General features: G+C 62.5%; 10 protein-coding genes. 5 read left to right on the top strand and 5 right to left on the bottom strand.

What is annotated here, in order from left to right; genetic code table 11:
- Nucleotides 1–285 precede the first annotated feature (285 nt).
- Nucleotides 286–1,590, top strand: a complete 1,305-nt coding sequence (locus E7813_RS18680) for a sorbosone dehydrogenase family protein (protein ID WP_291576361.1) — start codon at nt 286–288, stop codon at nt 1,588–1,590.
- Nucleotides 1,591–1,749: 159 nt separating this feature from the next.
- On the opposite strand, the gene E7813_RS18675 is transcribed toward E7813_RS18680, so the two are convergent.
- From E7813_RS18675 to E7813_RS18655, 5 genes are all read right to left on the bottom strand, one after another.
- Entirely contained in the window at nt 1,750–3,168 is a 1,419-nt protein-coding gene (locus tag E7813_RS18675) for a M20 family metallopeptidase (RefSeq protein WP_291576360.1), read from the bottom strand.
- Between the two features lie 112 nt (nt 3,169–3,280).
- The gene (locus E7813_RS18670) at nt 3,281–3,664 is read right to left on the bottom strand and encodes a cupin domain-containing protein (RefSeq protein WP_291576358.1); all 384 of its coding nucleotides are present in this window, start codon (nt 3,662–3,664) and stop codon (nt 3,281–3,283) included.
- A gap of 23 nt (nt 3,665–3,687) precedes the next feature.
- A complete protein-coding gene (locus E7813_RS18665) occupies nt 3,688–5,061 on the bottom strand; it encodes an FAD-binding protein (RefSeq protein WP_291576356.1) in 1,374 nt (457 codons plus the stop codon).
- A gap of 58 nt (nt 5,062–5,119) precedes the next feature.
- The gene (locus tag E7813_RS18660; RefSeq protein ID WP_291576354.1) at nt 5,120–5,824 is read right to left on the bottom strand and encodes an SDR family oxidoreductase; all 705 of its coding nucleotides are present in this window, start codon (nt 5,822–5,824) and stop codon (nt 5,120–5,122) included.
- A gap of 34 nt (nt 5,825–5,858) precedes the next feature.
- Nucleotides 5,859–7,661, bottom strand: a complete 1,803-nt coding sequence (locus E7813_RS18655) for a thiamine pyrophosphate-binding protein (protein WP_291576352.1) — start codon at nt 7,659–7,661, stop codon at nt 5,859–5,861.
- Between the two features lie 193 nt (nt 7,662–7,854).
- On the opposite strand from E7813_RS18655, the gene E7813_RS18650 reads away from it, so the two are divergent.
- From E7813_RS18650 to E7813_RS18635, 4 genes are all read left to right on the top strand, one after another.
- The gene (locus tag E7813_RS18650; protein WP_291576350.1) at nt 7,855–8,748 is read left to right on the top strand and encodes an IclR family transcriptional regulator; all 894 of its coding nucleotides are present in this window, start codon (nt 7,855–7,857) and stop codon (nt 8,746–8,748) included.
- A gap of 149 nt (nt 8,749–8,897) precedes the next feature.
- Nucleotides 8,898–10,136 (top strand): ABC transporter substrate-binding protein, encoded by a 1,239-nt coding sequence (locus E7813_RS18645; protein ID WP_291576348.1) that lies wholly within the window; start codon nt 8,898–8,900, stop codon nt 10,134–10,136.
- A 103-nt stretch (nt 10,137–10,239) separates the two neighbouring features.
- Entirely contained in the window at nt 10,240–11,115 is an 876-nt protein-coding gene (locus E7813_RS18640) for a branched-chain amino acid ABC transporter permease (protein WP_291576346.1), read from the top strand.
- Nucleotides 11,112–13,348, top strand: a 2,237-nt coding sequence (locus E7813_RS18635; RefSeq protein WP_291576343.1) for an ATP-binding cassette domain-containing protein, incomplete at its 3' end; no start/stop codon positions are given. The genes E7813_RS18640 and E7813_RS18635, both read left to right, overlap by 4 nt.

The following is a 13,348-nucleotide window of genomic DNA, read 5'->3' as shown; positions in this document are numbered from 1 at the left end:
TGAAGCCGATGGCGACGCCGGTTGTTTCTTGGCGGTGAAGTCTGGCGATCGCTCCGATCGCAACTGGAAGATCGAGGCGGACGCGACAATATCGGTGACGTTGACTCCCCGTGCGCTGTTCATTTGGGGTCTCCCTATTCTACTCTTACAAAGCCGAGTTTACGTTCGCTCATTTGATTTGGCACACCGAATTTGCCGGGCAGGCGCCAGCGAGATCGCATGACGACAAGCTTTTAACGCAACCTGGTGTCGGATAGTGTGCCGCGCGATCGATAGGGCAATTACATGAGCTTTTCGGGTATTTTTGCGCGAATAGTCGCGCTGATCGGCGCTGCGGCGCTGCTGTGGCGGCGGCTTCAGGGCACAGCGCCCGAGCCGGCCTGGGGCAGTTCGCCGATCGTCCCGGTGGCAAGGCCGCAGGGTGCCATCCCGACGCTCAAGATGCCGTCGGCCAGGGGATGGACCGAAGGGCAGAAGCCGGTGGCTGCGCCGGGGCTCAGGGTCAATGCGTTCGCGACCGGCCTGGAACATCCGCGCTGGATCGAGGTGCTGCCCAATGGCGACGTTCTCGTCGCCGAGTCGAACCAGGTCGCCGGACCGGTGCGGAGCATGTTCAGCTACGCGATGCAGGCGACGATGCGACGCGCCGATGCCCTTGGCGTCAGCGCGAACCGCATCACGTTGTTCCGCGACACCGATGGCGACGGCGTGGCCGAACAGCGCAAAATCTTCATGGAGAGGCTGAACCAGCCGTTCGGCATGGCGCTACTGGGCGACACGTTCTATGTCGGCAACACCGACGGCGTGATGGCCTTCCCGTATGTGGCGGGCGCGGACCGCATCACTGCACCCGGCCGGAAGCTCACCAGCTTCAAACCAGGCGGACATTGGACGCGGAGCCTGCTGCTGAGCCCGGATGGACGCAAACTCTTTGCCGGGGTCGGCTCGCTTACCAACATCGCCGATAACGGCATGGCCGTAGAGGAAGGCCGCGCCGCCATCTACGAACTCGATCTGGCAAATGGTTCCAGCCGCATCTTTGCGAGCGGCCTGCGCAACGCGGTGGGCATGGCATGGGAGCCGCGGACCGGCGTGCTCTGGACGGTAGTCAACGAGCGCGACGGCCTGGGCGACGAGACACCTCCCGACTATCTGACCTCGGTCCGCGACGGTGGTTTCTATGGCTGGCCCTATTGTTACTGGGGGCAGACCGTGGACGATCGGGTACCGCAAGATCCGGCCGCGGTCGCCAAATCCATCACGCCGGACTACGCGCTGGGCGGCCATACCGCGTCGCTCGGCCTATGCTGGCTGCCAGCCGGAACACTTCCAGGTTTTCCGGACGGCATGGTCATCGGGCAGCACGGCTCCTGGAATCGCAGCACGCTGAGTGGTTACAAGGTTGTCTTCGTGCCGTTCACGGACGGACGCCCGGCCGGGCCGCCGCGGGATATCCTGTCGGGATTCCTCGCACCGGACGAGCGAGAGTCCTATGGACGGCCGGTGGGAGTAGCACTCGGTCCCGGCGGCTCGCTTCTGGTCGCGGACGATGTCGGCGATGTGATCTGGCGCGTCACCGGCGAGCATTAAAGAGCGACAGTGCTTTCGAGCGTCGTGCAATAGAGGCTCGCATTTAACCAATCGCCAGCAGCCCGGAATAGAGAGACCGCACTTCGCCGAGTTGCTTCAGCAATCCGGCGCTATCCGTGCGCCAACTTGCCCTCGGTCGCAAAAAATTGTTTGCCAAAATCAGGTCAACGACATGTCGAGTGGGGGTGCAATACTGTTCGGTAGCGGGCTGACATAGGGCGTACGGGCAGTACGCTTTTTGAGATCGGCCTTGGCGGCGGCGATCAGATCCGGTTCGGTCAGCGCCTTGACGCCAAGCCCCGCCATGGCCTTGGCGGCCTGCACCATGGCCTTGTGGGCTGCCGGGCTCTTGCCCTGCGCCACCACCTGCCAGGTGTGGAAGGGAGTGCCGATCGCAACCGTCGGGGCATGGACCTGAACGGTAGGGACGACCCAGCTCACATCGCCCACGTCGGTCGAACCGATGAGAGGGTTACGCTTGGCATCGAGCGGCACAAGGAAATCGCCCAACGGGCGGTCGGTGGGATCCATGCCGATGGTGTGATAGACGGTGGCGATGTCCTTCTCGGTTAAGGTCGAGCGGATTTTCGTGGCGAAATCCTTGTCCGCCTCGTCGAAATGCGGCGGACCGAGTTCCTCCATGACCCGGTGGAGCGTTTCTTCAAGCGGAGTGTTTGGCAAGACGTTGGAGACGGCGGAAATGATCCGCATCTCCATCTTGGTTTCGGTCATCAGCGCCGCCCCCTGCGCGATCTTGTGGACACGCTCGACCAGTTCGTTCATGCCGGGCAAGTCGCGGGCGCGGATGGAATAACGCACGCGGGCATGGGCCTGGACCACATTGGGCGCAATGCCGCCTGTGTCGAGCAACGCATAATGAACGCGGGCATCGCTGGGCATGTGTTCGCGCATGTAATTCACGCCGACATTCATCAGCTCTACCGCATCCAGGGCGCTGCGACCGAGATGGGGCGAGGCAGCGGCATGCGACGTCCGCCCGGTGAAGATGAAATCGGCACGCGTGTTTGCCAGCGAAGGCGTCACCACCACCTCCCAGAAGCTGGAAGGGTGCCAGGTGAGGGCGATGTCGGCGTCATCGAAAGCCCCAGAGCGCACCATGAAGGCTTTCGCTGCACCGCCCTCCTCCGCAGGGCAACCGTAATAGCGCACGCGACCGGGTGCCTTGTGGGCGGCAAGCCAATCCTTCACCGCCGTAGCGGCGAGCAACGCGGCCGAGCCAAGCAAATTGTGGCCGCAGCCATGGCCATGCCCTCCCACCTCCAATGGACTGGACTCCGCCACACCCGCCTCCTGACTTAGACCGGGCAGCGCGTCGTATTCGCCGAGGAACGCGATGACGGGACCTCCCTCACCCCATTCGCCCATCAGGGCTGTGGGAATGTCCGCGACATTCTCCGTGATGCGGAAACCGTGATGGCGCAGTTCTGCCAAATGTTCGGCAGAGGAACGCGCTTCGGTGTAGCACACTTCGGGCATCGCCCAGACCCTGTCGCTGAGGGCGATAAAGCGCGCCTTGATCGCATCAACGCCGCGCCAAATGTCGTTGCGGTTGTCCATCCAAAGGCTCCTGATCCAATATGATGGTGAAATCGATATCAGCTTCGCCAGGCCCCGCCTAGCGCCGACCGCATCCCCAAGGGTTCCGATGGCACGGACCCGGTCTCCCGGATCAGATCGGTTTCTCGTCGTCCGTCACTGGCGAAGTGACCACCAGAAAAACCAGATCGACCAGCCCCGAATTCGAGATGGCATGTTCCACGCCGGGCGGCAGAAAGATAAAATCGTGTTTGCGCACGACGTGACTCTTGCCGGCGATTTCCATCAGGCCTTCGCCTTCGAGCACGTGATAGACCTGCTCTTGAACCCGATGCTTGTGCCGGGCCACATGGGCCATCGGCTGGTACATCGAGATGCGGTAGTCCAGATGACGCGAGCCGGCCGTTTCCGGCATCACCAGCGGTTTCGACAGCGCGCCACCGAAGTGGTTTGGAAATTGCAGCCAGGGCACTTCGGCGATGTTGCGGATGAAGGCGCCGTTGTCTTCTGAAACCATTGTCGTCTCTCCCGATCCGATTGCTAACGTGTCCGCAGGAAATCCACCGCTTGCCGCCCTGCAATTTTTCCGAACACCAGCGCGCGAAGCACCGAAACGGCGTTCGGCGCCGTGCCATAAAAATGTCCGGTGGTTTCCCCCGCGGCGTAGAGGCCTGATATCGGCCCGTTCTCGCCCAGGACTTCGGCTTTCTCGTTAGTAGCGAGTCCACCGAATGTATAGGCGATGGCACCGACCAGAGGATAGGCGAGATAGGGCGGCTTTTCGATCGCCCGCGCCCAATTCGATTTGGGCGGCTGCAACGAGCCTGACGCCGCCAATCCGTCGCATCGCGTCGCGTCGAACCTGGCAGCGTCGCCGGTCGCCGCGGCGTTGTAGCTATCGACGGTTTCTCTCAGGTTGCGTGCGGGAATCCCGATCCGCGCAGCAAGCTCTTCCAGCCCTTCGGCCCGATATGGCGGCACATCCGACCTGATGGCCCGCTCGAATCCGGAAATGTCGGATAACCGGGAGTCGAGGATCGCATAGGCGATGTTCTTCGGCCGCGCGAAATGGATGTCCCGCGCAAAACCTTCCCAGGTCTCATGCACGAGATCGGCCCCTTCGTCGCAGAAGCGCCTCCCGTCCTGGTCGACGACGATGCCGTAGGGATACACCAGCACGACTGGCGCGGAGCGATCGCTGCGTGGATCAATCGGCTCGATATGCATGCCGTTCCAGTCGCCCGAGACGCAAGCACCGTGCTCTCGCGCCATGCGGATGCCGTCGCCGGTGTCGAAGCGCGTTCCCGGTGATATCAGCCGGATGGTCGCGCCCGCGACGCCGAACTGCGCGCGCATCATCGCAGTGTTGCCCTGGAATCCGCCTGAAGCGAGGACGACGGCACCGGCATCGAACGTTGTGATGACGCCGTCACGCGATTGAATGTCGATGCCGGCGACGCGGTCGTCCGCCACTGTTAGCCGCCTCGCTTCGGACTGGTAGAGAAACCGGACGCCGGCTTTACTGGTGGCTCGACTCAGTTTTTCGATAATGGCGCCGCCACCTCCAACCGGTTGAATGCGGGTGGGGCCGGCGCTCAGATAATAGACAGGCGTGGAAAACGCGACGCCGTGGGTTTGCAGCCATTCAATTGTGACCGTGGCGTTTTCGCTCAACGTGCGGAAATACGTTGGGTCGGCCAGTCCGCCCGATGACCGCTGCATGTCTTCCTCAAAGGAAGCTGCGACCCGATCCGGCGCATCGAGCCGCATATGGCAAGGGCTCCAGCGGGTATTGCCGCCGGCGTCAGCCTCGACAGCTTTTTCGACCAACGTGATTTCGATGGACAAACCGTTGTTGCGCGCCTGTTCGGCCGCCGCGAGCGCCGCGGCAAGGCCGGCGGCGCCGTGGCCCACGATAACCAGCCTTAGAGGGTTTTGCGCCATTCAGGGAATCACGGCTCAGACCTCAAGGTCAGGTTACCAGGCCGCCGCCATCGAGGTAGACGATGGACCCGGTCGCAAAACCAATGGTCATAAAGGCGAAGATCTGGCGAGCGATATCTTCTCCCTCGCCAACGCGGCCAACCGGCAGGCTTGCCGCCGTCTTGGCCAACATGTCCAGCCGCGCGGCCTCCGGCATAGCGGCGCGAATCGGCGTGTCGATAATCCCTGGCGAGACGCAGTTGACGCGCACCGGCGCCAGTTCGAGCGCAAGCGCCCGCGTTAGCGACTCCAGCGCGCCGTTGGCGACTGCGATAATCGCGGAATTAGGTCGCGGCCGAATACTCAGATAGCCGGACACCAGCGTCAGTGATCCGCCGGGGCGGATGTCCGCTGATCGGGCGACACGCCAGGCGCCCCAGAGCTTGCCTTCCAGGGTACCGCGCACGTCTTCCATCGCAACGGTCTTGAACGGGCCGGTCTTGAGTTGCGCGGCGGTGACCACGACATGGTCAACCGGACCGCAGGTCCGAAACAAGCCGGCGACGCTTTCATCGCTGGTGACGTCGGCCGGGATCGCCGTGACGCCGAGCTTGGCCGCGGCCGCGTTCAGGCGATCGGCATTTCGCGAGGCAATGACAACCTCGGCACCCTCAGCCTTGGCGAGTTCGGCCGTGGATAGACCAATGCCCGAGGATCCCCCCACGACGACGACTTTCTTGCCTGTGAGCATCATGACGTTTCCCCTTTTGGCTTTTGCAAAAGCAAGCTCAGGTCGGCTCGAATTTAACGCCAATGCCTGGCTTGCTGCGTCCGAGCCCCGGCAGTTCCCAAACCCCCGCGCCCATGGGATTGATATCGGCGGCGATATCGACATCAACCAGATAAGGTTTGTTGGCAGCGATACCCTTGCGAATAGCCTCGCCGAGGTCGCCGGCGCGATCGACGCGCACGCCCTCGACGCCGCAGGAGCGTGCCATCGCGGCGAAGTCCGGGTTGTAGCGCTCACCGGTCACAGGATGGTGGAAGTCGGTGGCGAGTTCGCGCCCCTCGAGATAGCCGCGCTGCAGGCCGCGGATCGAGGCATAGGCATAATTGTTCCAGACCACCCAGACTACGGGAAGATTATATTCGACCGCGGTACCCAGCACGTTGGCATGCATGAAGAACGCGCCGTCGCCGCATACTGATATGCAGGGCCGGTCTGGTGCGGCGAACTTTGCGCCCATCACACCGGCAACGCCAAAACCCATCGGGCCAAAGCCCATCGAGCCGATCAGCGAGTCCGGCCGCTTCGGTTTGCAGAAACTCAATAGCCAGTTGTGATGTACGCCGATATCGCTGACCAGGATCGCATTCTCAGGCAGCGCCTTGTCGATCTCGAACGCGGCGCGCTGCGGATTGATCGGCGTGGTATCGTCGGAAAAGCCGGGCGCGACGAACTTGTCCCATTCCTGGCGATAGCTATCAATCTGCGCCAGCCATTTCTTGCGGGCATCGGCGCGCTTGGTCAGATCCGGGCGACGGTCGAGCTCCGCGTGAATCTGGCGCAGGAAGGTGCGTACATCGGCCATCAGGCCGAGCGCGACCGGATAATTGCGGCCGATTTCTTCCGGATCGATATCGACATGGATGAGCCGCGTCGGAGGAATGGTGAAGGAATAGCCGGGTATCCACGAACTCGAGGTACGATCGTCAAAGCGCATGCCCATCGCCAGCAGCACATCGGCCTGACGCGTGGCGTGATTGGCCTGGTAGTGACCGGCGCGCGCGACGAGGCCGAGCGCCAGCGGATGGTTGCAGTCGAGCGCGCCAAGACCGCTGGCGGACGACGCCACCGGAATCTGCAACCGCTCCGCCAGCTTGCGCAATTCTTCCGCCGCGCCGCCATACCGCACGCCTTGCCCGACGATCACGACCGGCCGCTCGGCGCCGAGCAGCATATCGACCGCCGTGATGACGCCTTCCGGATCGGCGCCGCAGCGGCTTGAGATATTGCCGTTCCACGCTTTCGCGTTCGGCGCCTCCTCGGCGGCCGATTCCAGGAACACGTCAAAGGGAACATCGAGCACGACCGGGCCCGGACGTCCCGTCGTCATGGTCTTCCAGGCCTGCCTGACCGCGAGCGGCACCATCTCGCCGCGTGTCGGCTGGAACACCTTCTTGCAGTAGGAACGCACAGTAGAGGGAAAGTCGGCCTGATAGTGCCGGTACAATTCCTGGAACGCACCGCGGTTGAACTGGCTGGTCGGCACATTGCCGGTCACCGCCAGAAACGGTACCGAGTCGAGAAACGCATTGCCGAGCGAGATCGGCAGGTTCGCCGAACCCGGCCCGCACGACGTGAAGGTGGCGGTCGGCCGCCCCGAGACCCGGTAATAAACATCCGCCATGAAGCCGGCGACGCTCTCGTGATGCACCGAGATGGTCTTGAGTTCGTCCGATCGTTCGTAGAGCGCGTCGATGAACTGGATATTGCCGTGACCACAAAGGCCGAACACCTGCGGCACTTTTTCCTGGATCAGATAGTCGACGATGACCTGGGCACCATTCAACGCATTGCGCGGCGGCATCGGACGACTCTCCCGGTTGCTCGGTGTTTCGGAAAAGGCAGCCTGAAACGCCTCGCCGTCCACGTCGCTGTTCAGCGCACGAAACCCTATTTCTCATAATACTGTACGTCAATTGATATTGTGGTATGATCGAAACCCGCGGCCGGCGCCGTGATCATGGTGTCCGGCACCATCCCTGTGGAGACCCGATCCGGTGAGAGCGCGTACCAAGGCAAAGACCAGTGAGAAGCCGGCCGGCCTGCGCAAGGCTGCCATCGCCAAGCTGGTGCTGCCACCGCGGGGCGATATCGACGACGATGCCGATGACCGGCAGCGGGTCGGCGTCCAGTCGCTCGGCCGGGCTTTTGCGATCCTCGAGGAAGTCGCGCGACATCGCGAAGGTATCGGTCTGGCGGAACTGAGCAAGCTGGTCGGGCTGCACAACTCGACCACATTCCATCTTGCCAAGACCATGGTGTCGCTGGGCTATCTGCGCCAGGAAAAGGATTCCAAGCGCTATCGCGTCGGCCGGCCGTTGTTTGCGCTGGCTGCCAGCGCCCTCGACGAAATCGAGATGGTGAATGTCGCGACACCCGTGCTCGAAGACCTGTCGCGGGAAACCGCTGAAAGCGGTCATTTTGCGGTACGGATGGGCGACACGGTCGTTGTGATCGCGCGCACCAGCGGCCCCGGCGCCTTTCAACTGACCGACCGCGTCGGCGTGGTGCGGCCGGCGCATTGCACCGCGCTCGGCAAGATCATCCTGGCCTCGCTTCGTCCCGATCAGCTCAAGCGCTTCCTCGAACGCGTCGACATGAAACCGTCGACCGGCAAATCGATCACGGATATTCCAGTGCTGCTGCGCGAAATTGCCGAGATCAAGCGCACCGGCATTGCCTTTGACGACGGCGAATTCAATCCGGAAGTGCGTTGTATCGCGGTACCGGTGATGGATTTTACCGGGCAGGTGATCGGCGCGCTCGGCATTTCCGGCCCGATCTGGCGCATGACCAACCAAGCGCTGCAAAGCCACGCCCGGACGGTGCGGGCTGCGGCCAACCGTCTGTCCGCCGAGTTCGGCGCCAAAAGCGTCGCTAAATCATCCTAAGGAAGAAGCCGGGCGCCGTATTTGGCGTTGACAGCAGCCGCCGCCTCCGGAAATATCATTCGATAATAAAGAAACGTCTCTCACATTCTCGCATACGCCGGAATTGAAGGGGGGACATCGGTGACCGCGCCCATTGGAGGAGACCAACGATGACCCGCTACAGCCGAAGAACCCTGTTGAAAGGAAGCGCCGCCTTTGCCGGCGCTGCCGCGCTTGGATTTCCATCCATCGTCAGCGGTCAGACCGACAAAATCAAGATCGGCCATCTGACGCCGCTGACCGGTTTTCTCGGTGCGCTCGGTGCCTATGCTCAGCTCGGCATGCGAATGGCCGAGGAAGAAATCAACGCGGCTGGCGGCATCATGGGGCGCCAATTGGAGGTGATGTCGGAAGATTCGGTCAATCCCGCCACCGCCGCGACCAAGTCTCAGCGCATGCTCGAGCAGGACGGCGCGCTGGTGCTGATGGGCGAGGCCAATTCGGCCTCGGCGCTGACCATCATGCAGGTGGCCACCCGCAACAAGCGGCTGTTCATCCAGACCGGCGCGCGCTCCGACGCGCTGCGCGGCAAGAACTGCAACCGATATACCTTCCACACCGATATCCCGAACACGGTGATGGTGAATACCGTCGGCAAGGCGCTGCTGCGCGACAACATGGTGAAGGACAAGAAGTTCTTCGGACTGACCGCCGACTATATTTTCGGCCATGATCTGTTGGCCGCAGCCAAGCGTTTCCTGGCGGCCAATCAAGGCAATCTGATCGGCGACGAATTGATCGCCACCGACGTCACCGACTTCAGCCCCTATCTGCTCAAGATCCGTCAGGCCAAACCCGATGTGGTCTGTTCAAACCTGGCCGGCAATCAGGTGACGACCCTGATCAAGCAATATGCCGAATTCGATCTGCCCTATCCGATCGTCGGCTTCAATCTCAACACCGCAGACGCCTGGGCGGCCGGTGAAGGCAACCTCGCCGGAATCTGGCCGACGGTCTGGTATCACACGCTGGAGGTGCCGGCCTCCCAGACCTTTGTTGCCAACTTCACCAAGAAGTACGGCAAGCCGCCGGAGAATCATGCCTGGATAGAATACATCGCGTTCAAGATCATCGCGCAGGCCATGAACGAGACCAAATCGACCGACACCGACCCGCTGATCGCCTATTTCGAAAAGGAAACCCAGTTCGACATTCTCAAGGCGCGCAAGGCCTATTTCCGGTCGTGGGATCACCAGCTGATCCAGGAAGCCTATACGTTCTCGCCGAAACCAAAGGGCCACGCCAAGGATAAATGGGATCTCATCGCGCTGGGCGCTGCCGTGCCCGGGACGGACGAGCCGATGGAAGTTCTCAATCCGACGAAAGAACAGAACCCCTGCTCGCTGTAACCGCGCGTCGGTCACCCGGTTGCACCTGTCGTGGGCGCGCCGAGTGAGCGCGCATGACGCGGCATTGCGGCACGGCTGATATCAAGGTCTTCCTGGAGCGAGAATGCAGTTCGGGTTCTTGCTGGAACAGGTGGTGAATGGCCTCGTGCTCGGAGGCTATTATTTGCTGATCTCGCTCGGCCTGTCGCTGATCTTCAGCGTCGGCGGCGTGGTCAACCTGGCGCATGGCGCGTTTTATGCGCTGGGTGCTTATCTTTCCCTCGAAATCACCAGATATCTCGGCTTCGGCGCGGCCGTCGTGGTTTCACCGATCGCGGTTGCCATGCTCGGCATCCTGTTCGAGCGCTACATTCTGCGCCGGTTCTACAGCGCCGACCCGATCCTGAGCCTGCTCGTGACCTTCGGGCTTGCGATGGTCGCCGAGCAGGCGATCCGCATCATCTGGGGCGCGTCCCCGTTGCCGGCCTCGATCCCGCCGGCGTTCCGCGGCTCCGTCATCGTCGGCGAGTTTCTGTTTTCGCGTTACCGTGTGATGCTGCTGGCGGTGGTCGCAGCCGTACTGCTCGGGGTCTGGCTATTGCTGCACAAGACCTCGTTCGGCCGCGTGGTGCGCGCCGGCATCCAGCGGCCGGACATGGTCGCAGCCCTCGGCATCCGGCTGCAGCCCTACATGACCGCGATCGTCATGCTCGGCGTCGGCATGGCCGCAATGGGCGGCGCCTTCTTTGCACCGATCACGATCGTGCATCCGGCGATGGGATCCGAGATCATCACGGTCGCCTTTGTCGTGGTGGTGATCGGGGGCCTGGGGAGTTTCTGGGGCGTGGTGATCGCGGCCCTTCTGGTCGGCGTGGTCCGCGGTATCACCATTCATTTTGTCCCCGCCGCGGGCGAAGCATCGGTCTATGTGCTGATGTTTGTGGTGCTGCTGGTGCGGCCGCGCGGGCTGCTTGGCGAGCGGATCGAGAAATTCGAATGAAACCCGCCTCGCCGATCCGGAAATATCGGCCGTTGCTGATCGCGAGCCTCGCGCTGGTCGCGCTGCCGTTCGCCTTGCGGATGCTCGGCCTCTCCTTGAACACCGGAACCGTGGTGGTGACGCTGGCGATTGCGACCATGGGCCTCAACCTTTGCGTCGGCTACACCGGATTGGTGTCGTTCGGCCACGGCGCCTGGTTCGGCATCGGCGCCTACGCCGCGGGGTTGATCCAGCTGCACTGGTTCGGCGGCGAAATATGGTTGCCGCTGCTGTTGTCCATGCTGCTGGTCGCCGTGCTGTCCGCGGCCGCGGGTATCGTCATCCTGCGCCGCCGCGGCGTCTACTTCTCGCTGCTGACGCTGGCGCTGGCCGCGCTTACCTACACCGTCGCGTTTCGCTGGAGCGAAGTGACCGGCGGCGAAGACGGCCTGCCCGGCCTGAAACGCGGCAGCATCGGAACCTTCAGCCTGGACGACGCGCTCGCCTATTACATCGTCGTCGCGCTGATCGGGTTGGGCGTTCTCTACGCGCTGCTTCGGCTGGTGCGCTCCCCGTTCGGCCACGTGCTGGTGGCGATTCGCGAGAACCAGCTGCGCGCCACGTTTCAGGGCTATCCGGTCGAACGCTACAAGCTTGGGGTTTTCGTGATCTCGGCGGTGGTGACGGGACTCGCCGGCGCACTGCTCGCGTTCCAGACCTACCTGGTTTCGGCCGAAGCGGTTTCGGTGCCTTTTTCCGGCGAGATGCTGGCGATGGTCGTGATCGGCGGCATGCGCAGCATATTGGGACCGGCGCTGGGTTCGCTGTTCTTCATCCTGTTCCGCGAACTGTTTTCGATCTGGACGCCGAACTGGCTGCTCTGGTTCGGACTGATCTTCGTTGCCTTCGTGATGTATTCGCCGGATGGACTGGTGGGCATCTGGAGGGTGCTGATCCGGCGCTGGCGGCCGGCGCCGGAGGAATCGGCGGCCATGAGCAAACGCAGGATCTACGAAGGCCTGCCACTGCCCGGCTTTTTGATGCCCGAGAGCATCCGGGGAACGGTGCTGGAGGTCCAGGGCATCTCCAAGAATTTCGGCGGCATCCGTGCCGTCGCCAACGCCAGTCTCCAGATCGGCGCCGGCGAGATCCACGCCTTGATCGGCCCTAACGGCGCCGGCAAGACCACGTTGTTCAACCTGGTTTCGGGACTATTCGCCCCCGATGGCGGAATCATTCGCCTCAACGGCCGCGAGATTCAAGGCGTGCCCTCGCATCTCATTTGCCACCACGGCGTCGCGCGTTCGTTCCAGATCACCAACCTGTTCCGTGGTCTTTCGATCTATGAAAACTTGCGGCTGTCGCTGCAGGCGCAAAGCGCTATGCGTTTCAACATCTGGCGCGATATCGACAGCTACGGCGAAATCCACGCTGAAACCGCCGAGCTGATAAAATTCCTCGGCCTCGAAGGAATCGAAGAAATCGAAGGCAGTGAACTGTCCTATGGCGGCCAGCGGCTGGTGGACCTGGGTATTGCGCTAGGCTCCAAACCGCAGGTGCTGCTGCTCGACGAGCCGCTGGCCGGTCTTGCCGCCGCCGAACGCGAGCGCGTCTCGAACCTGATCAGGAACGTCGCCGCCAACATTCCGGTCTTGATCGTCGAGCACGACATCGATCGCGTGCTCGGCTTCTCGCAACAAGTCACCGTGATGAACCAGGGCGAAGTGCTGATGACTGGCGGGCCCGGTGCGGTTCGCGCCGACCGGCGCGTGCAGGAAATCTATACCGGCAAAGGCATCCCTGAAATCGCGCACAGCCGCTCCGACGCGGCGCGCCAAAACGCCCCGCAGGTCCTGCGTTTTGCGGGCGTCAATACGTTCTACGGCAAGAGCCATATTCTCAACGGCGCCACGCTCGACGTGCACGAGGGCGAGATCGTCGCTTTGTTGGGGCGTAACGGCGCCGGCAAATCCACGCTGTTGAAGACGCTGGCAGGGCTGGTGCCGCTGGCATCGGGCACCATCGAATATGAAGGCAGCGATATCGCTGGATTGCCGGCGCCGGATATCGCCCGCCTCGGCATAGGCTACGTGCCGCAAGGCCGCGGCCTGTTCGCGGGCATGACGGTGCGGGAAAACCTCGCGCTCGGCCGTCTCGCCCGCAAGACTGACGGCAGCAATGGCGCAGTCTGGAGCGAGGCGCAGATCCTCGAATATTTTCCGCGCCTGAAGGAGCGCATGGACATCGCGGCGGA

It is taken from the genome of Bradyrhizobium sp., from assembly GCF_004799405.1.
GTDB lineage: Bacteria > Pseudomonadota > Alphaproteobacteria > Rhizobiales > Xanthobacteraceae > Bradyrhizobium.
The sequence above is the reverse complement of the archived record's forward strand: the minus strand, read 5'-3'. Positions and strand labels throughout refer to the sequence as shown.